Origin of the sequence: Aureimonas sp. AU20 (assembly GCF_001442755.1) — a bacterium.
Lineage (GTDB): Bacteria > Pseudomonadota > Alphaproteobacteria > Rhizobiales > Rhizobiaceae > Aureimonas.
In genome coordinates, this window is record NZ_CP006367.1 from 346,202 (window position 1) to 366,556 (window position 20,355).

14 protein-coding genes and 1 tRNA gene are annotated in these 20,355 nt (G+C 66.7%); 13 read left to right on the forward strand and 2 right to left on the reverse strand.

Translation table 11 applies throughout. The features are described from left to right. Positions 1-413 precede the first annotated feature (413 nt). Positions 414-503 (forward strand) — tRNA-Ser (locus M673_RS01590). A gap of 660 nt (positions 504-1,163) precedes the next feature. Beyond that, the gene (locus M673_RS01595) at positions 1,164-2,270 is read left to right on the forward strand and encodes an acyltransferase family protein (RefSeq protein WP_187301286.1); all 1,107 of its coding nucleotides are present in this window, start codon (positions 1,164-1,166) and stop codon (positions 2,268-2,270) included. Between the two features lie 116 nt (positions 2,271-2,386). On the opposite strand, the gene M673_RS01600 is transcribed toward M673_RS01595, so the two are convergent. Beyond that, entirely contained in the window at positions 2,387-4,396 is a 2,010-nt protein-coding gene (locus tag M673_RS01600) for a HAMP domain-containing methyl-accepting chemotaxis protein (protein ID WP_244493186.1), read from the reverse strand. Positions 4,397-4,897: 501 nt separating this feature from the next. On the opposite strand from M673_RS01600, the gene M673_RS01605 reads away from it, so the two are divergent. The 7 genes from M673_RS01605 to M673_RS01635 all read left to right on the forward strand — a co-directional run bounded on the left by M673_RS01605 (position 4,898) and on the right by M673_RS01635 (position 15,358). After that, positions 4,898-6,274, forward strand: coding sequence for an alpha-glucosidase/alpha-galactosidase (locus M673_RS01605; protein ID WP_061973073.1), 1,377 nt, complete (start codon positions 4,898-4,900; stop codon positions 6,272-6,274). A gap of 21 nt (positions 6,275-6,295) precedes the next feature. Beyond that, positions 6,296-7,204, forward strand: coding sequence for an AraC family transcriptional regulator (locus tag M673_RS01610; RefSeq protein WP_061977556.1), 909 nt, complete (start codon positions 6,296-6,298; stop codon positions 7,202-7,204). Positions 7,205-7,734: 530 nt separating this feature from the next. Further along, the gene (locus M673_RS01615; RefSeq protein ID WP_061973075.1) at positions 7,735-9,222 is read left to right on the forward strand and encodes an alpha-glucosidase/alpha-galactosidase; all 1,488 of its coding nucleotides are present in this window, start codon (positions 7,735-7,737) and stop codon (positions 9,220-9,222) included. A gap of 121 nt (positions 9,223-9,343) precedes the next feature. Further along, a complete protein-coding gene (locus M673_RS01620; RefSeq protein ID WP_061973076.1) occupies positions 9,344-11,401 on the forward strand; it encodes an ABC transporter substrate-binding protein in 2,058 nt (685 codons plus the stop codon). A gap of 155 nt (positions 11,402-11,556) precedes the next feature. Next, a complete protein-coding gene (locus M673_RS01625) occupies positions 11,557-12,564 on the forward strand; it encodes an ABC transporter permease (RefSeq protein ID WP_061973078.1) in 1,008 nt (335 codons plus the stop codon). After that, positions 12,561-13,745, forward strand: coding sequence for an ABC transporter permease (locus tag M673_RS01630; protein WP_082639117.1), 1,185 nt, complete (start codon positions 12,561-12,563; stop codon positions 13,743-13,745). Before M673_RS01625 ends, M673_RS01630 begins: the two co-directional genes overlap by 4 nt. An 11-nt stretch (positions 13,746-13,756) precedes the next feature. Next, positions 13,757-15,358 carry an ABC transporter ATP-binding protein gene (locus tag M673_RS01635; RefSeq protein ID WP_082639118.1) on the forward strand — a complete coding sequence of 534 codons (1,602 nt, stop codon included), beginning with the start codon at positions 13,757-13,759 and terminating at the stop codon, positions 15,356-15,358. Positions 15,359-15,365: 7 nt separating this feature from the next. On the opposite strand, the gene M673_RS01640 is transcribed toward M673_RS01635, so the two are convergent. After that, entirely contained in the window at positions 15,366-17,174 is a 1,809-nt protein-coding gene (locus M673_RS01640) for a hypothetical protein (RefSeq protein WP_061973080.1), read from the reverse strand. 150 nt (positions 17,175-17,324) lie between these two features. Here M673_RS01640 and M673_RS01645 point away from each other — a divergent pair, with 150 nt between their 5' ends. The 4 genes from M673_RS01645 to M673_RS01660 all read left to right on the forward strand — a co-directional run bounded on the left by M673_RS01645 (position 17,325) and on the right by M673_RS01660 (position 20,198). Next, positions 17,325-18,314, forward strand: coding sequence for a glycosyltransferase (locus M673_RS01645; protein WP_061973081.1), 990 nt, complete (start codon positions 17,325-17,327; stop codon positions 18,312-18,314). Further along, positions 18,311-18,685, forward strand: a complete 375-nt coding sequence (locus M673_RS01650) for a GtrA family protein (protein ID WP_061973083.1) — start codon at positions 18,311-18,313, stop codon at positions 18,683-18,685. Before M673_RS01645 ends, M673_RS01650 begins: the two co-directional genes overlap by 4 nt. A gap of 71 nt (positions 18,686-18,756) precedes the next feature. After that, a complete protein-coding gene (locus M673_RS01655; protein ID WP_061973084.1) occupies positions 18,757-19,389 on the forward strand; it encodes a glutathione S-transferase family protein in 633 nt (210 codons plus the stop codon). A gap of 107 nt (positions 19,390-19,496) precedes the next feature. After that, positions 19,497-20,198 (forward strand): SDR family oxidoreductase, encoded by a 702-nt coding sequence (locus tag M673_RS01660; RefSeq protein WP_061973086.1) that lies wholly within the window; start codon positions 19,497-19,499, stop codon positions 20,196-20,198. Positions 20,199-20,355 lie beyond the last annotated feature (157 nt).

A 20,355-nucleotide genomic window follows, 5' to 3' on the forward strand; every position in this document is an offset into this window, starting at 1 on the left:
CAGTTGGGTTAAAGTTGCTCCTCCTGCGAGAAAGTTTTGCCAGGGTGCCAGGGTGCCAGGGTGCCAGGGTGCCAGGGTGCCAGGGTGCCAGGGTGCCAGGAGCAGGCCCAACGCCGGCCAATCGACAAGCCCTCTTCGTTGTATGTTGATGGGTGCGCCAACTCGGCCACCCATTCGTCCATCGTCAGCCGGCAGGCGTCGCCTCTTCTTCACCTCCAAGGCTTCACTCCAGCCTCGAACCAGCCTCGGACACCGCATTTCCCCATGGCTCCGCCGAAGATCGCAGATTTGCGACAAGCGCCCAAATTGGCCCTTGTCACGCCGCCGAGAGTTGGTTAAGCACCCTCCCAGCGCCACCGGCGCCGACCACACCAAGCGCATGCGCTAGCGGCTCCTCGGAGCCGACCTCAAACGGAGAGGTGGCAGAGTGGTTGAATGCACCGCACTCGAAATGCGGCATGCCTGCAAGGGCATCGGGGGTTCAAATCCCTCCCTCTCCGCCATTTGACCGAGTAGATAGGTGTAATTGAGAAGAAATCCGTTCGATTGGTTTCGCTCGAACCCTTTTCGATTTCCGTCGCTATGCGGCGGACCGTATTCTCATCCATTCGCCAGAGACAGACAGAGCGGAAGGCTTGGGCTGAAAAATGAGTTGTTATGAGACTCATCTATCAAGCGGCTGAGAGGAATGGGGATTCGGGCCTGTGATGTCTATTTTCCCAAGATGAATACTACGCCCTCGTTCGATTAGCTCCTGCTCCGTTCTTGGGAAACGGTCGGCGGGATCGGCAAAACCTCTGGCCCGTCAGGAAACACCCAAAGCGTGCGGCGCACGCATGCCGATCGAGCGACCAAAAGCGCGGTCGGAACCGAACCGTTGATGGCGTCCCTCGCTCGCGCGATAGCCGTTACTGAATCTCGCCTCTTCTGAAATGAGCAGAGTTCGAGGCAAAAAGGATACACTTGATTTGTCAAAACCGAACCTTGCGTAAGCCGAACGGGTTCGCTCGAATTTCGTCTTTCCATTAGGCGGCTTGCTGATACACGCGCTTGCGCGACGATCTCTCGATGGCAGAGCATTTCGGGCGCCTGTCTCATGCCACCGAGGTTCGATGATGCTTCCCGTATCTGGCCAGGCGCCATCCGAGTTGCAGCCCCCGCCTGTGGAGCGGGCCATGGAGCTCGATGGATTGCGGGGTTGGGCTGCCTTATCGGTCACCGTTTATCACGGTTTCTACATGGCGTTCGCAGATGCGATCCCGGGCCTGAAGAACATCGTTACGGCATCCTTGTTCAACGGCGCGCTCGCCGTCATGATCTTTTTCGTCCTGTCAGGAGACGCACTCACGATTTCGGTTTGGCGCAGCCGCAGCTATCTCGCCATCCAGCGGTCCGCGGTGAAACGCTATCCTCGGCTGACGCTTCCCATTTTGGCGACGACGGCTCTGACCATGATGGTCGTCAACGCGGGGTGGAACAACGTCACGGCCGCGTCCGACATCATGAACACCCGCTTTCTCCGCCCGGCCCCTAGCGAGGCAATCTCGCTGGGCGACTGGTTGTCCTACGCGTTGGCGACCGTCTATGTCCGCCCGTCGAGCGGCGAGTTCGCGACGTTCCTTTGGACGATGAAGTCGGAAATGATGGGATCGTTTCTGCTCTTCGCCTTACTATCGGCGACGCTCAAGCTTCGGTTCACGAAAACGGCCCTCGCATTGGCCTTTCTGGGTTTGTTTGTGGTCAACGCGTTGGTCTGCTGCTTCTTCGCCGGAGCGCTGATCGGCCACGTCCGACACGAAGGGGGTTGGGCAAGGCTCGGTCGGACCTTCAGCTTCGATCTCGGCCTGCCGCTTCTGGCGGCGGCCATCTTTGCTGGCGGCACTCTTGCGTTGACCGATCCGTCCAACAGGCAATCGATGATCCTGCTCGCGATCGCCGTCGTCGTGGGCGTCAATCTATCGGGCGCCGCAAAGTCGTTCCTGTCAAACCGACTTTCCCAGTTTCTGGGCCGGATCTCGTTCCTGATGTATCTCACGCATTACAGCGTGATAGTCTCGCTCACCTGTGGTCTTGCCGTTCTGGCCGCGAAGACTGGTTTGGATACGCCGCTCGCCTTCGCGATCATCGGCACCGTGTCCGTTGGGGTCTCCGTTCTTCTAGCTTGGGCGATCATGCCCATCGAGACTCTGACGATCTCGGTTTGCGACCGACTATGGGCCGCCGTGAAGCCCCGCCTTTCGGCCTCGACGGCAGTTCCCTTCTCCCCCTGAAAGGGATGACGGGACAACGAACAGCAAGGCGGCTTCCACCCCGCGCCACCTCTCATCCCAGCGCGGCAAGCGCTCTCGCCCCTGATGGGAGCGAGAGCCGCGGGTCGATGCTTTACTCAGGCGCTCATTCGGTCGAAGACATCGTCGTTCGGCGCGGGGAGATCGAGCACGATGCCGCTTTTCGAGCTGGACGACGGGGCCTTGGCCCGTGCGGCGGGCCGTTTGGGAGCGGGCGCGCTGGCGGGCTCGGGCATGGCGCGCCCGGCGTCGGGCGCGATCTTGAAGAACCGCGCGGCTTCCTGCAGGCGCTGCGCCTCGGCCGAAAGCTGGCCGGCCGTCGCCGACATCTCGTTGGCCGCGCCGGCATTGGCCTGCGTGACCTGATCGAGCTGCTGGATCGCCTGGTTGATCTGATCGACACCGATCGACTGCTCGCGGCAGGCGGCCGAGATTTCAGACACGAGGTCCGAGGTCTTCTGGATGTCCGGCACCAGCGCGTCCAGCATCTGGCCCGCCTCTTCCGAGGTCAGGAGCGACTGCGTCGACAGGACGCCGATCTCGGCGGCTGCCGCCTGGGACCGCTCGGCCAGCTTGCGAACTTCCGAGGCGACCACGGCGAAGCCCTTGCCGTGCTGCCCGGCGCGGGCGGCTTCGATCGCCGCGTTGAGGGCGAGAAGGTCGGTCTGACGGGCGATTTCCTGCACGACGGAGATCTTCTCCGCGATCGTGCGCATGGCGGCGACGGAGGCATTGACGGCCTCGCCCGTCTTCTGCGCGCTCACGGAGGCCTGAACGGCGATCCGCTCGGTGGTGGAGGCGTTCTCGGCGTTCTGCCGGATGTTGGCGCTCATCTCCTCGATGGCGGCGGAGGCCTCTTCCGAGGCGGCGGCCTGCTCCGAGGAACCGGACGAAAGCTGTTCGGCCGTCGTCGCCGAATGCATCGAACCGGTCGCCACATGCCCGGCCGAACCCGTCATGTCGGAGGCGATCCGCGACAGGTTCTGGCTCATGCGGTTCATCGCGCTCAAGAGATCGCTGATCTCGTCGGAGCCCTTCACGTCGATGCGCTGGGACAGGTCTCCCGATCCGATCTTGTCGGCGACCTTGGTCGCGAAGCCCAATCGGCGCGCGATCGAGAACGACATCCAGGCCGCCGCCGCCCCGCCGAGCACGATGGCGCCGGCGATCAGGGCGAGCAGGCTGAGGCGCGTGACGGAATAATCCGCATTGGCGTCCTTCAGGAACGTCTGCGCGGTCTCGGTCGCGGCGTCGGAAAGCTCGTTGAGCCGCTGCGCGGCGGCGATGGCCAGCGGGCTCTGCTTGGTGTCGGACAGTTCCTTGGCCCGGGTCAGCCAATTCTTGACGCCGTAGTCCGTCGCCTCCCGAAGAGGCTGGAACAAGGTCGTCCAGGCGCCCTGCAAGGCCTGCATGTCCGCTGCCGGAACGATGCCGGAGGCGGAGAGCGAGGAGAGAGAGCCGCGGATTTCGGCATCCAAGACGTTCAGCCGCTCGCTCGCCTTGCCGATGGCCGCGTCGTCGGACAAGGAAAGCGACCGGGCCATTTGGAGCTGCGCTTCGAGAACGTCCGAGATCAGGGACTGGATCGTCTCGCGCGCGGCCAGCGCCGCCATGTCGGTGGGCGCCACCGCGCCTTGAACGGCCGCCAGCTTGGCTATCAGGGCCGTCAGCGGATCGTCCGTCTTGAGGAAGGCGTTCATGGCGGCGGAGGAATCGGCGGCCTGTCCGGCCGTGAAGGTCTCGTCCGAGATGGCCTTCAACTCGGCCATCATGGGCGCGACGTCCTTGAAGCGCTCGCGCCACTCCGGCGTCATCGTCCGCATGACGTCGCTGAGCTTCGTGTCGATCGACTGCCAGTTCTGATCGTATTCAGCGACCGTCGGCTTCAGGAGCTCGGCATCGGCCGTGAAGAAGGAGGTCAGAATATTGCGCCGAACGACTTCCAGGGAGGTCTGCATGTCGTTGACTTCGTCGACCTGACGGAACGGCCGATCGACGAACTTCTGCAACATGGCATTGGTGCTGCCCAGAGACGTGACGCCGAGATAGCCGACGCCACCCATCAACGCGAGGATCGCGCCGAAGCTCGCACCGAGTTTCAGTTTCATGTTCAGACGCATCGGATGACCCAAGGTAAGAAATAACGTTCTGTTCGGATGTTCTCTCTTCCATAAGGTTCTCACGACTTGGTTATGTCTTTGCTAAACGAGAATCGAATCTCGTCGCACCGACCCCACGTTTCAGTCAAAAAAATTCTCAAGGTGGCATGAGAAATATATATTCTCGAAAAATAGAAATGATTACTTACGATATGCTGGCCCTCGGGCGCCTGCCCTCGAAAGAGCCTGGAGAGACCGCCGCCGAGGTCCGATGCGGCCAAGACCCGGCCGGCTTCGCCTTTCTCCGTCGCGCCTCTGCCTGTCCGCCGCGAGGGACGGCAATCGGACGGTTCAGGACGGGGAAGCATTCGAGCATGATATTACCCGTTCTGGCATAATATCCCCGCTAGGTTAGCGATGGAGCCATCGGCTAGGGTCCCGGTCGGAAACACAAAAACGCCGATCGGCAAGCAAACCCCTTCGGCGACCGGATCAAGGGAGCGTCCGCTCATGTCCAAGCCCAGGCTGACCTTCATCGGTGCCGGCTCCACCACCTTCATGAAGAACATCGTCGGCGACATCCTGCAGCGGCCCGCCCTCGGCGGCATCGATATCCGCCTGATGGACATCGACCGCCAGCGGCTGGACGAGAGCGAGATTGTCGCCCGCAAGCTGATCGCGACGCTGGGGGTGAAGGCCAGCGTCGCGACGTTTACCGACCGGCGCGCGGCGCTGGAGGGGGCGAACTTCGTGGTGGTCGCCTTCCAGATCGGCGGCTACGAGCCGGCGACCGTCACCGATTTCGAGGTGCCCAAGCGCTACGGCCTGCGCCAGACCATCGCCGACACGCTGGGGGTCGGCGGCATCATGCGCGGCCTGCGCACCGTGCCCCATCTCTGGGCGATCTGCGCGGACATGACCGAGGTCTGCCCGGACGCGATCCTCCTGCAATACGTCAACCCGATGGCGATCAACACCTGGGCCATCGCGGAGAAATACCCGCACATCCGACAGGTCGGCCTCTGCCATTCCGTGCAGGGCACGGCCTTCGAACTGGCGCGCGACCTCGACATTCCGCTCGGGGAAATTCGCTACCGGGCGGCCGGCATCAACCACATGGCCTTCTATCTCGAGTTCGAACATCGGCAGAAGGACGGGTCCTATATCGATCTCTACCCCGCGCTTCTGGAAGGCTACCGAGCGGGCCGCATCCCTAAGCCCTCGCACTGGAATCCGCGCTGCCCCAACAAGGTGCGCTACGAGATGCTGACGCGGCTCGGCTATTTCGTGACGGAAAGCTCGGAGCATTTCGCCGAATACACGCCCTATTTCATCAAGGAAGGGCGAGAGGATCTGATCGAACGCTACGGCATCCCGCTCGACGAATATCCCAAGCGCTGCGTCGAACAGATCGAGCGCTGGAAAAGCCAGGTCCAGACCTATCGCGCCGCCGAGCGGATCGAGGTGAAGGCCTCGCACGAATACGCCTCCTCGATCGTGAACTCGGTCTGGACCGGCGAGCCCTCGGTGATCTACGGGAACCTGCGCAACAATGGCTGCATCTCCTCGTTGCCGGATGCGGCGGCGGTCGAGGTTCCCTGCCTCGTGGATTCCAGCGGCATCCAGCCGACCCGCATCGGCCGCCTGCCGCCGCAGCTCGCCGCCCTCATGCGCACCAACATCAACGTGCAGGAACTGACGGTCGCTGCGCTGGTGGAGGAAAAGCCGGAACACATCTATCATGCGGCCATGATGGACCCGCACACCGCAGCCGAGCTCGACCTCGACCAGATCTGGCGACTGACCGAGGATTTGCTGCGCGCCCACGGGACCTTCATTCCCGAATGGGCGCGTCCGAAGCCGGACGGCCGCCGCGACGCCGCCTGACGGGTGGCGGCGGAGGCCAACATGGACGAGGCGCTTTTGCGTCGCTTCCGGGCGCAGGGCTCGGCCATGCGCATCGTGACGCTGGCGCGCAGCCGCCACCGCCTGCACACGATGCCGACCTCCACCGGCTACGATCACCTCAGTGACGACGCCGGCTATCGGTGGGACGGGCAGAAGCGCGGCAGCGCGCCCTTCACCGTGCTCCAGCACACGATCTCGGGCGCGGGGCAACTCGTGTTCGAGCGCCGCAGCTTCGAGGTCGGCCCCGGCCAGACCATGCTGGTGCTCATCCCCTCGAACCACGTCTACACCGTGCCCAAGGGCGGGCACTGGGAGTTCTTCTGGATCTCCATGTACGGGGGCGAGGCGCTGCGCGTTCACCGCGCGGTGCAGGAGCATGCCGGGCCGGTCTTCCGGCTGGCGAAGGCGACGGTGGACGCCATTGCCGGAGAATGCCTGAAGCTCACCGAGGGCGGGGGGACGACGCCTGGCGCGGCCTCCGCCCATGCCTATGCCGCGCAGATGGCGCTCTACGACGACATTCTCGGCCCTGGCCGCCCGGCGGCCGACGACGGTGCGGGCACGCGTTGCGCCATGGAGCTCGTCAAGGCGCATGTGCGCGACCATCTGACGGCGCGCCTGTCGGTAGACGATCTCGCCCATCTCGCCGGTTTCAGCCGCGCGCATTTCACCCGCCTCTTCACGGCGGCCGAGGGCATCTCGCCGGGCGAGTTCGTCCTGAACGAGCGCATGCGCCGCGCCGCGCGGCTGCTGGCCAGTGGCGAGCAGCCGGTCAAGGCCATCGCGATCGACTGCGGTTTCGACGATCCCAACTATTTCGCCAAGGCCTTTCGGCGCGCCTACGGCACCAGCCCGAGCGATTTCCGCACCAGCGGCATGTACGCGGTGAACGCGGCGTCAGCCGGCTAAGAGTCTGTTTGGAAATTCGGCGGCGGAGGCCCGGCGAGGGATTTTTGGGTGTCGCGAGGCGCCAAACTTGAGTGATGCGAGGGCGCATCGGCGAGGATTGGCGACGGTCCATGCGGACGGGCGAGACCTCTGCTGCGCTTGCGCAGCACTGCTGCGCTTGCGCAGCATGTCTCGCCCTGGGGTGACAGCGAAAAAGCACCGTCGAACCGACCCGACCGAGTTTCCAAACAGGCTCTAAGACGCCGCGCTGCTGGCGGCCGCGACGGGCAGCACGATTTTACCCGTCATCGAACATTTTGCTTCTTTCGCGGCTTCGGAGCCTGGCGATAACCTCCCCTCGAGACGAATGGGCCGATCCGTTTCGCCCCGTCGCGACAGGAGCCGAGGCCTGGAGCCTGCCCGGCCAAGGCGCGATCGCCAAGGCCTGAGGCAGGGCGAGGGGTCGGAAGACGGGAGCCGGTCCGGTGATCCGATTTTCACCGGGCGGGCCTTGGCCGGCTCAAGAGAGAAGACGCAAGGGAGGCGCAGCGATGTCCGTGACGATCGCCATCATCGGAGCCGGTTCGATCGGCTTCACCAAGAAGCTGGTATCCGACATCCTGTGCGTGCCGGAGCTCCGGGACGCGCGGATCGCGCTCACCGACATCAACCCGCGCAACCTCGCCATGGCCGAGGAGATCGTGCGCCGCATCGTCGAGGCCAACGGCCTGCCGACCACGGTCGTGGCCGAGGGCGACCGGCGCCGGGCGCTGGAGGGCGCGCGCTACGTCATCAACTGCACGCGCATCGGCGGGCTCGAAGCCTATGCCAGCGACATCCAGATCCCGCTGAAATACGGCGTCGACCAATGCGTCGGCGACACGATCTGCGCCGGCGGCATTCTCTACGGCCAGCGCAACGTGCCGGCGATCCTCGATTTCTGCCGCGACATCCGCGAGGTGGCGGAGCCGGGCGCGCGGCTCCTGAACTACGCCAACCCGATGGCCATCAACACCTGGGCGGCGATCGACCATGGCGGCGTCGACACGATCGGCCTGTGCCACGGCGTGCAGAACGGCTGGCGCCAGATCGCCAGCGCCTTGGGCGTCCCGCGCGAGGAGCTCGACTATATCTGCACCGGCATCAACCACCAGACCTGGTACGTCGATCTGCGCCACAACGGGCGGCGCATCGAAAAGGACGAGCTCGTCGCCGCCTTCGAGCGCCATCCCGTCTTCTCGCAACAGGAAAAGGTGCGCATCGACGTTCTGAAGCGCTTCGGCTTCTACTCCACCGAGTCCAACGGGCATCTGTCGGAATACCTGCCCTGGTATCGCAAGCGGCCCGACGAGATCGGCCGCTGGATCGACATGTCGGACTGGATTCACGGCGAGACCGGCGGATACCTGCGCTACTCCACCGAAAGCCGGAACTGGTTCGAGACGGATTTCCCCGCCTTCCTGGAGGAGGCCGGTCAGCGGCTCGACCCGGCGCGCCGCACCGACGAGCACGCCAGCCACATCATTGAGGCGCTGGAAACCGGGCGCACCTATCGCGGGCATTTCAACGTCAAGAACCGGGGCATCATCACCAATCTGCCGGCCGACTGCATCGTGGAATCCACCGGCTTCGTGGACCGGTTCGGCCTCAACATGGTGTCGGACCTGACGCTGCCGCTCGGCTGCGCGGCCACCTGCCAGGCCTCGGTGGACGTTCAGCGCATGGCGGTCCGGGCGGCCGTGACGGGCGATGTCGATCTCCTCAAGCTCTCCGTGCTGCACGACCCGCTGGTGGGCGCGATCTGCTCGCCCGAGGAGGTCTGGCAGATGGTGGACGAGATGCTGGTGGCCCAGGCCGCCTGGCTTCCGCAATATGCCGACGCCATTCCCGCCGCGCGCGAGCGCCTGTCGCGCGGCACCGTGCCGACGCGCCAATGGGCCGGCGCGGCGCGGCGCGAGGTGCGCTCCGTGGAGGAGGTGCGCGAGGCGACGGCGGCCCGGCGCACGATGGGCGCGCTCGGCCAGCGCCCCGGCGCCTGAACCGAACGGCCAGCGGCGCGTGACCGAATAGCCAGCGGCGGCTGAGCGAACAGACTGCGAAAAGGGCGGCAGGACCGGGCGTCAGATCCGGCCTGCGGCTCGAATTGGGAGGAACGGACGCATGACGAAGTGGTTTGCGGGCACCGCGCTGGCGGCCCTCTCGGTGGCGATGCTCGTGGACGGAGCCTCGGCGCAGGCGCTGAAGGGCCCCGAGCCGGCCCCGGTCGGGCAGAGCCTGCAGAAGGGCGAGGGCGTGCGCATCGCGCGCGACAAGCTGATGCGGGTCGAGGCGCTGGAGCGCTACGGCGAGCCCGGCTGGGTCGCCGATCTCGTCGCCGAGGGCAAGCTTCCGCCCGTCAAGGACCGCCTGCCCGAGCGGCCCATCGTGGTCGACACGTCGAGCGTCGAGGGACCGGGCGTCTATGGCGGCGTGCTGCGCCACGTATCGGGCTCGCGCCCCCAGGGCTGGAACTGGGCGGCGGGCAACGTGCTCGCCTGGGGCGGCGTCGAGGAGATCATCAGCCAGTGTCTGGTGCGCAACGCGCCGGCCTGGATGCTGACGGCCGAGAACACCGAGCCCCTGCCCCAGCTCGCCACCAGCTGGGAATGGTCGACGGACGGCCACGCCCTGACCATGCATCTCCTGAAGGGCGCCAAATGGTCGGACGGCCAGCCCTTCACGGCCGACGACGTCGTCTTCCATTGGGAAGACAACATGAACGATCCCAATGTCGCCGCCTGGGGCCGCCCGGCCGCCTATGGCGAGGGCACCAAGCTGGAGAAGGTGGACGACGCGACCATCCGCTGGGTCTTCACAGAGGCCTTCCCGGTCACGACGCTTTACCAGATGGGCTACCAGAAGATGTGCCCCGGCCCCGCGCACATCCTCAAACCCCTGCATCCCAAGTACAACAAGGACGCGACCTACGGCAGCTACGCCACCGCGCTCTCGCCCGACAAGACGCCCTGGGTGACGATGGGTCCCTGGACGGTGACGGAGTACCGGCCGAACCAGATCATGGTGATGCGCCGCAATCCGTATTTCTACGAGGTGGACGATAAGGGCAACCAGCTCCCCTATCTCGACGAGGTGCAGTACAAGCTCTCGACCTGGGAAGACCGCACGATCCAGACGGTGGCGGGCTCGGCGGACTACGCCAATCTCGAGGACCCCAGCCTTTATCTCGAATCCATGCGCCAGGCGCAGAAGCCGGACTTTCCGACCCAGGTCATCTGGGGGCCGCGCTCGATCGACTGGAGCGTGCTGCCGAACTACTCCACCGTCTGCGGCGTCGCCTCCGACCGCGACCGGGCGATCCGCGAGCTGAACCGCAACGGCGAGTTCCGCCGCATCGTCTCGCAGGGCATCGACCGGCAGGCGCTCGGCCAGTCCCTGGTGCGCGGGCCGTTCATCATTCCCTTTGCCGGCGGCCTTCATCCCGAGAGCGACTTCGGCTCGCCTGACATGACGGTCTTCTACCCCTACGACCTGCCCGGCGCCAAAGCCGCGCTCGCCAAGATGGGCTTCACCGACACGGACGGCGACGGCATCGTCAACTGGCCGGCCGACAAGGGCCCGCTCGCGGGGCGCAATCTCGACATCAACCTCGCCTATTCCACCCTCTACCCCACCGACACAAGCATCGCGCAGTCGCTCGCCACCATGCTGCGCGAACTCGGCATCAACGCCGTTCTCCAGCCCAACAACACCGAGCTGGTCAATCTGATCGACGGCTGCGCCTGGGACTGGGTGGTGCGGCGCGGCGACCGCTACGCGCAGGCGCCGATCATGAATCTCGACTATCTCGCCCCGGTGGCCGCCAACCGGCCCGAGTGGCATCGCGGAACGCCCGAGAAGCCGCAGGAGCTCCTGCCCTTCGAGACCGAGCTGGTCGCGCTCGTGCGGCGCATCCAGAGCGAGCCCGACGCCGGCCGGCGCAACGCGCTGCTGCGCGACTTCAACCGACTGCAGACCGAGAACGTCTACCAGATCGGCCTCGTCTCCGTTCCCGCCGCGCTCCTGATCGGCAAGCGGCTGCACAACGTGCCTGCCGGAACCCCAGTGCTCGCCTATGGCTGGGGCGAGGACGGAGCGATGCGCGAGCGGCTCTTCGTGCCCACCTCCCTACAGGGCACCGTTCCCGAGCTGGCGCCGCGTACCCTCCCGGGCGTGCGCTAGCGGGAACCCCGCCGCCGGAGCCGCGCGCTCCGGCGGTGCCTTGGCGCTTCGCCGGTCAGCTGGGCGAAGCAGCCCGCTTTTGCGGAGCGCCCCGGTTTCGCGAAGCAGCCCGCTTCGCCCTCGCCTTTCTTCCCAGAGCCGCAAGGGAGCCTTCCATGCTCGGCTTCGTCCTCCGCCGCTTCGTTTCCGCGCTGGGCCTCGTCTTCGCGGTGAGTCTGGTGTCCTTTGCCCTGATCCAGGCGCCGCCCGGCGACTACGGCGATACGATCAAGGCCACGGCCATGAGCCGGGGCGGCATGGGCGAAGCGGATGCCGAGCGGCTGGCGCAGCAGACGCGCGAAAGCCTCGGCCTCAACGACCCCCTGCCCGTCCAATACGCCAAGTGGATCGGCGGCATTGTCACGCGCGGCGACTTCGGCCCCTCCTTCCTGCAGAACCGGCCGGCGATCGCGGTGATCGGCGAGCGCATCTGGTGGACACTCGGCATCGCCGTGGTCTGCCACCTCCTGGCGACCTTGATCGGATGTGGCCTCGGCATCTTCGCCGCCGTCCACCAGCACCGCTGGGGCGACCGGGCGGCGACCGTGATCGCCTTTCTCGGCATGACCATCCCGCGCTTCTTCATGGCGCTGGTGATCCTCTATCTCCTGGCCTTCGTCTGGCGCTCGCCGACGATCGGCTCGCTCTTCTCGGCGCCCTACGTGCTGGCCCCCTGGAGCGTGGCGAAGTTCCTCGACCTCGTCGCCCATGTCTGGCCGCTGGTCCTGATCGCGGCCTTCGGCGGGCTCGCCTACAATCTGCGCGTCATGCGCGGCAACCTGCTCGACGTGTTGCGCCAGCCCTATGTGGAGGCGGCGCGCGCCAAGGGCCTGCCCGAGCGCAAGGTGGTGATGAAGCACGCCGTGCCGAACGCCATCCACCCGCTCATCATGAACCAGGGCCTCATCATGCCCTACATGGTCTCGGGCGAGCTGGAGGCCGCGATCATCCTCGCCATCCCCACCATCGGGCCGCTGATGCTCCAGTCGCTTCTCGTCGAGGACATCTACGTGACGGCCTCGATCTTCATGATCCTCGCGGTGATCCTCGTGATCGGCAACTTCCTGGCCGACATCGCGCTCGCCGCGCTCGACCCGCGCGTGCGGCAGGGGGCCTTCCGATGACGCTTCTGGACGCCAAAACCGCGCTGGACGAGGAGCGCCGCCTTCAGCACCCCGAAGACGCCGCCCGCGAGGAAGGGCTCCTCGCCGACGCCAAGGCGCCCGCCGACGTCAAGTCGCGCTCCTACCGCGCCTCGGTCTGGCGCCGCTTCCGGCGCAATCCGCTGGGCATGATCGGCCTCGCGCTCGTCACCCTCGTCGCGCTCGCCGCCGTCTTCGCCGACTTCCTGGCGCCCTACGATCCCAACGCGCGCAACGCGGAAGCCATCTACCAGCCGCCGCAGCGGCTGCATTTCATGGCGGAGGACGGGTTCCATCTCGTGCCCTTCACCCACCCGATGAGCTTCGAGCTGGACCCCGCGACCTTCCTGCTCGTGCCGACGATCGACACGCAAACGCGCTGCCAGCCGACCTTCCTCGGCCGTGGCTGGTCCTACCGGATGCTCGGCTTCACCTTCGACCGGCATCTTCTGGCCGCCCCGCAGGGCTGCGCCTTCAACGTCATCGGCACCGACCGCGACGGGCGCGATATGCTCTCACGCCTTCTGGTCGGCTCGCGGCTGACGCTGCTGATGGCCGGCCTCGTGGTGGCGATCTCGGTCACGGTCGGCACGCTGGTCGGCATCCTGTCGGGCTATCTCGGCGGGCGCGGCGACGAGTGGATCCAGCGCCTCGTGGAGTTCGTCCTGGCGCTTCCCGAACTGCCCCTCTACTTCGCGCTCGTGGTCGTGATCCCGCGCAACACCGATGCCTTCCTGGTCTTCATCGGACTGGCGCTGATCCTTTCGGCGCTGCGCTGGGCGCAGCTGGCGCGCGAGGTGCGCGGCAAGACGCTGCTCGTCAGCCGGCTCGACTATATCGGCGCGGCCGAGGCGATCGGGGCGAGCACCCCGCGCATCCTCCTCAAGCACATCCTGCCGAACGTGCTCGGCCATGTGATCGTCGCGACCACGCTGATGATCCCGACCATCGTGCTTCTGGAAAGCTTCCTGTCGTTCCTGGGCATCGGCGTGCGCCCGCCGCTGGTCAGCTGGGGCATGCTGCTGAACGCGGCAAGCGATCTCCAGACGCTCGGCTCCTATCCTTGGGTGCTCTCGCCCATCGGCGCGATCCTCGTCACCGTGCTCGGCTTCAACATGCTCGGCGACGCCCTGCGCGACGCGATCGACCCGACCTCGAAATAGGAGCCACGCCCATGACCCATCTCCTCGAAGTCGAGAACCTGTCCGTCACCTTCCGCCACGAGGACGGGGCGGTCGAGGCGGTGCGCAACGGCGCCTTTCATGTCGACCGGGGGGAAACGCTGGCGATCGTGGGCGAATCGGGCTCGGGCAAGTCCGTGACCTCGCGCGCGGTGATGCGGCTTCTCGCCGGCAACGCGGCCCTCTCCAAGGACAGCCGCGTCCGCTTCCTCGGCCAGGACCTGATGAAGCTCACCGACCGGCAGATGCGGGCCGTGCGCGGCGGGCGCATCGCCATGATCTTCCAGGAGCCGATGAGTTCGCTCAATCCGATCTACCGGATCGGCGACCAGATCGCCGAGGCGATCACCACGCACCGGCCCATGCCCCGCAAGGCCGCGCTCGCCGAGGCGCTGGACCTCCTGCGCCAGGTGCGAATTCCCGAGCCGGAAATGCGCCTGTCGCAATATCCCCACCAGCTTTCCGGCGGCCAGCGCCAGCGCGTCATGATCGCGATGGCGATCGCCAACGGGCCCGATCTCCTGATCGCCGACGAGCCCACCACCGCGCTCGACGTCACCGTCCAGGCCGAGATTCTCGATCTCCTCGACGCGCTGAAGCGCGAGCGCGACATGGGGCTGATCCTCATCACCCACGATCTCGGCATCGTGCGCCGCCGGTCGGACCGGGTCTGCGTCATGCGCAAGGGCGAGATCGTGGAGCGGGGCGAAACGGCGGCGGTGTTCGACGCGCCCGCCCATCCCTACACCCGAAAGCTCCTCGCCTCCGAGCCGCGCGGCCTGCCCGATCCGATCCCGGACGGCGCGCCGGTGGTCATGGAGGCGCGCAATCTCGACGTCTTCTTCGACATTCGCTGGGGCGGGCTCCTGCGCTCCAAGACCCATGCCCTGCGCGCGATCGACGACGTCACCCTGTCGATCCGGCGCGGCGAAACGCTCGGCATCGTGGGCGAATCGGGCTCGGGCAAGTCGACCCTCGGCAAGGCGATGCTGCGCCTTCTCAACGTGCGCGGCGGCGAGATCCTGTGGCGCGGCGAGCATCTGGAAGGGCGAGACAAGGCTGAGATGCGCCCCTTGCGCACGCAGCTGCAGGTCGTCTTCCAGGACCCCTTCGCCTCGCTCAACCCGCGCATGTCGGTGCGCGACCTCGTGGAGGAAGGGCTCGTCGTCAACAAGATCGGCGCATCGGGGGCCGAGCGCGAAGCGCTGGTGCGTCAAGCGCTGCGCGATGTCGATCTCGACCCCAACTGCCTCAATCGCTTCCCGCACGAGTTCTCCGGCGGCCAGCGCCAGCGCATCGCCATCGCGCGGGCCATCGTGCTTCGCCCCGAATTCGTGCTCCTCGACGAGCCGACCTCGGCGCTCGACCTCTCCGTCCAGGCACAGATCATCGAGCTTCTGCGCGGCCTTCAGCGCAGCCACGGCCTGACCTATCTCTTTATCAGCCACGACCTGAAGGTGGTGCAGGCGCTCTGCCACAATGTCGTCGTCATGAAGAGCGGCCAGATCTGCGAGCGGGGCGCGACCGCCGAGGTTCTGGCGAACCCGACCCATCCCTACACACGCCGCCTGATCGCCTCTGCCTTCCAGCCTTAGCGGTTTTTCAGCTCGCAGGCCTGACGCGGTAGAGCCGCAGCCCGTCCGCGAAGGGGAGCGGTTCGAGATAAGGGGGCACGTCGCCGGCCGCGAGCCGGGCGAAGAGGCCGTTCTCGTAGGGGCCTTTGAAGGCGCCGCGCGGCCCGTCGGCCTCGCAAAGGGCGATCACGCCGACATCGGCCTTTCGCAGCAGCGCTTCGGCCTCGGCCGGCGGTGCCAGGGCGATCCGCAGTTCGGCCAGCATGCCGGCTTGGTTGCGATGATAGGGCGCGGCGAGCACGCGGTGCGGCGTGAACCGCAGGATCCAGGTTCCGGCGTCGACATCGGCGGCGACCGTTGTCGGCTCAAGAGCCGCGAGCGGGGCCATAGCCGCCGCGCCGTAGCAGTTCGGGCTTGCCTGATCGGCAGCGTTCTCCTGGCGCGAGTCCACCGCCGCCTCCAGCTTCGCCGGCTTCTTGAGCAAGACATAGCCCGCCACCGCCCAGGGCGCCGAAGGCGCGCAGAGCGCGGCGAGCCCGAAGGCGAGCGCCGGCGCGAGCCGGCCTTTCGCCGCGAGATGGCGCGCCCGCAGATCCGCCAGAAGCAGGGAGAGCGGCACGATCGCCAGGAGATTGGAGAACATCGCCCCGCGCACCTGCACGATGGCGACGCCCAGCGAGACCAGAAGCAGAACCGCCAGCACCGCATGAGCCCGGACGCGCTCCCCCCGCCACAGGGCGAAGGCGCAGGCCGCCAAAGCGAACAGGCCGGGCGCGTAGAGACTACCGAGGAGATTGGGCTCCGTGCGCGCGAGGGCTGCGATGGAGCGCGCCTCGCTCACCTTGTCGAGCCAGAGCGTGACCAGCATCGGGTCGAGCCCCGCCAGCGGGTTGCCGAGGCAGTCCGGCGCGATCCGCACCGCCAGCGCGCCGGTCAGCGCGCCGATCGCGGCAAGGCAGGCGAACCTCGCCACCCGCCCCCGCCCGCTGGCGAGAAGGCCGGCGAGGCCGAGAAACCCGCCGCCGGCCACAGCCAGGGCATAGAAGCCGAAGGACAGCGCGTCGCAGGTCACCACCCAATAGCGGGCGGGCGGGATCGTGGCGAAAAACAAGGCCGTGACGCCGAGCGCCAGCCCCAGCGAGAAGGCGACGCAGCGACCCTGGAACGCCCGCCCTTCCAGAGCCCAGGTCACTGCGACGAGGCCGCAGACCGCAGCCACCAGAGGCGTCGTCTCCGCGCCGACGGCGAGCGCTGCCCCTGCCGCCGCCCCGGCCAGCGCATAACCCCGCCAGCCCGGCCGGGTGACGAGAACCGCCGTCATCACCGCCACCAGCGCCAGCTGCACATTGTGATGGTCGATCGCGCCCGGCAGGAAGCGGTTGGAGGTCGCGAGATAGATCGAGGACAGGATCAGCGCGACGTGGCTCGCCACCCGCCCGCCCAGCGCCTGCCCGGCAGAACCGAAGGCGGCCAGCACCGGCAGCGTCAGCGACAGGGGCCAGGCGGCGAGGGCGAGCGCCTCCGCCCGTTCGCGGTCGAAGAGCGTGGCGAAAGCGCGGATCAGCGCGGCGATCGGCGCATCCACCAGACGCGACCAGTGCATGAGGACGCCCGGCGGCAGGCCAAGGCGATATTGCATGAGATCGAACCAGCCCTGCCCGGCCAGGAAGTCGCGAACCTCCACCAGCCGCATGGCGTCGTCATTGTCGGCGCCGACATAGTCGCGCGCCTGGGGCAGGGTGATGAGGCAGATGAAGATAATGGTCGCGGCTCCGTAGAGCGCCACGCGACGGGCCTGCCGGCCGGGGGAAGCGCTGGAGCCTGTCTCGCGGGCCATCGATCCTCATGGCCGATCGGCCATTTCCTCAGGTTTCAGGGCGGGCGAAACCTAGTCTTAACCGGCCCAATAAAAGGTAAAGCCGGCCCGCCCCCTCGGACGCGGCCTTGCGGGCGCGCCTGTTCGCCTATCGCTTGGTGAATAAGAGACATGGGCCAGATCTTCGGACGCCGGATCGCCGTCCTTCTTCCCTGCTACAACGAGGCGGCGACGATCGCCGAAGTGGTGCGCGGGTTTCGCGAGGCGCTGCCCGAAGCCACCATCCACGTCTACGACAACAATTCCACCGACGGCACCGCGCTTCAGGCCATGCTGGCCGGGGCTGAGGTCGAGCGGGAGCGGCGGCAGGGCAAGGGCCACGTGGTGCGCCGCATGTTCGCCGACATCGAGGCGGACATCTACGTCATGGCCGATGGCGACGGGACCTATGCGCCGGCCGACGCCGAGCACCTGATCCGCGCGCTCCTGTCCGAGCGGGCTGACATGGTGGTGGGCACGCGGCGCGGCGTGCGGGAGGATGCGGGCCGGCAGGGCCATGCCTTGGGCAACCGGGTCTTCAACCGGCTCTACGCCTCGCTCTTCGGCCAGGGCTTTACCGACATCTTCTCCGGCTACCGCGCCTTTTCCCGACGCTTCGTCAAAAGCTTTCCCGCCATGTCGGGCGGCTTCGAGATCGAGGCGGAGATGTCGGTCCATGCCGCGCGGCTGAAACTGCCCATCGCGGAGATGGAGCTGCCCTACGGACGGCGACCGGAAGGGTCGGTCTCCAAGCTCTCGACCTTTCGCGACGGCGCCAAGATTCTCTGGATGCTCGCCGTTCTGGCCAAGGAAACCCGGCCCTTCGCGGTGTTCGGCGCCTTTTCGGCGCTCTCGCTTCTGGCGAGCCTCGCCTTCATGACGCCGGTGCTTCTGGAATATTTCACTACGGGCCTCGTCAGCCGGCTGCCGACCTGGATCTTCTCCATGGCGCTCATGATGATGGGCCTGCTTCTGCTGACGGCGGGCCTGATCCTCGATTCGCTGGCGCATGCCAGGGTCGAGCAGTTGCGCCTCCACTATATGAGCGTGCCGCAGACCGGCGTGAGCGAGGCCCCGGCGGTCCCCGTCTATCGCAAGCCCCGAGCGGCGGATGCGGCATGAAGCGGCTGATGCGCTTCGGCCTGGTCGGCTTTCTCGGCTTCCTCGTGGATTTCGGCACGCTGGCACTCCTCCTCCACCAGACTTCTCTTGGCCCGCTCGCGGCGCGCGTCATCGCCATCGCGCTGGCCCTCCTCGTCACCTGGCAGTGCAACCGGCTCTTCACATTCGGCGCGTCGAGCCGAACGGTGCTGGCGGAAGGCGTTCGATACGGGTCGGTCGGCCTTGTCTCGTCCTGCATCAACTATGCCGTCTACTCCGCGCTGATCCTCACCCTGCCAGCCGTCAATCCGCTGATCGCGCTAATCTTCGCCTCCGCCGCCGCCCTCGCCTTCAGCTTTCTCGGCTATTCCCGCTTCGTATTCCGCAACTGACGCCGGGGCTTGGGTAGGTCGCCTTTGGCAACCCTCCTCGCCGCTCGCTTGGCCTGCCCTAGAACCGGGGCATGATCAAACTCGTCCATCTCGACCGCTCCCGTTCCGAACGCGTGCTTTGGCTCCTGGAGGAGCTCGGCCTGCCCTACGAGGTCGAGGCCTTCGAGCGGCAGCCGGATCTGTTCGCGCCGGACGCGATGCGCAAGACGCACACGCTCGGCCGCGCGCCGGTGATCTACGATGGTGATGTCGTTCTGGCGGAGTCGGGCGCGATCGTCGAATATATCCTGGCGCTCTATGGTGGGGGCCGGCTGGCGGTGGCGCCGGGCGCGCCGAACTTCGCCCGCTATCTCTACTGGCTGCACTACGCGGAGGGCTCGCTGATGCTGCAGCTCCTTCGCGAATGGTCGCTCGACCGCATGCTGCCGGACGCCGACGCCCATCCCGGCATGGCGCGGGTGCGGGCGGGAACCCTGACGCATCTGCGGATGATCGAGGAAGAGCTGACGCGCTCACCCTATCTGGCGGGCGAGGCCTTCACGGCGGCCGATATCATGATGGCCTATCCGTTCACGACCTTCCGCCGCCATGTCCGCCCGCTGGATCTCGGCCCCTATCCCGCCATCTCCGCCTATGCCGCGCGCCTCGAAAGCCGCCCCGCCTTCCAGAAGGCGGTGCGGCCGGTCGGCCCGCCCGCCGCCTGACAGGGCGGGGTGGCGAGGGGACTTCGCGAAACCCGCCCCGCGAGCCATGATGGCGGCACGAGGCCGGGCTTCGCGAGCCCAAAGCCGCACAGCGGAAAGGAACCGACATGACCGAGAAGACTGCCATCGTCACCGCGGGGGGAAGCGGCATGGGCGCGGCGGCGGCGCGGCGCCTCGCGGCGGACGGCTACAAGGTCGCGATCCTGTCCTCCTCCGGCAAGGGCGAGGCGCTGGCCGGCGCGCTGGGCGGCTTCGGCGTGACGGGGTCGAACCAGTCGAACGAGGATCTGAGGCGGCTCGTGGACGGGACCATGGAGCGCTGGGGCCGGATCGACGTCCTCGTCAACAGCGCCGGCCACGGGCCGCGCGCGCCGATCGTCGAGATCACCGACGAAGACTGGCATGCCGGGCTCGACACCTATCTGCTCAACGTCATCCGCCCGACCCGCCTCGTCACGCCGATCATGCAGGCGCAGGGAAGCGGCGCGATCGTCAACGTCTCCACCGCCTGGACCTTCGAGCCGAGCGCCCTGTTTCCGACATCGGCCGTGTTTCGCGCGGGTCTCGCCGCCTACACCAAGATCTATGCCGACGGCTTTGCTGCCAGCGGCATCCGCATGAACAACGTCCTGCCCGGCTGGATCGACAGCCTGCCGGGAACCGACGAGAGGCGCGCCAGCGTGCCGATGGGCCGCTATGGCCGCATGGACGAAGTCGCCGCCACGATCGCCTTTCTGGCCTCCGAGGGGGCCGGCTACATCACCGGACAGAACATCCGCGTCGACGGCGGCGTGACCCGCTCGGTGTGAGGCGACCCGCCGGTTCGGGTTCGGCACGGAATCTGGAACGCGAGACAATCTTGTCGCAGTCAGCTTCGCGACAGGAAACGGGAAACTGGGTTAAATTCAAATCAACACTTCCGTGTGAAACCTGAGGGTACGAAAGCATCCCTTAACCATCACTGCG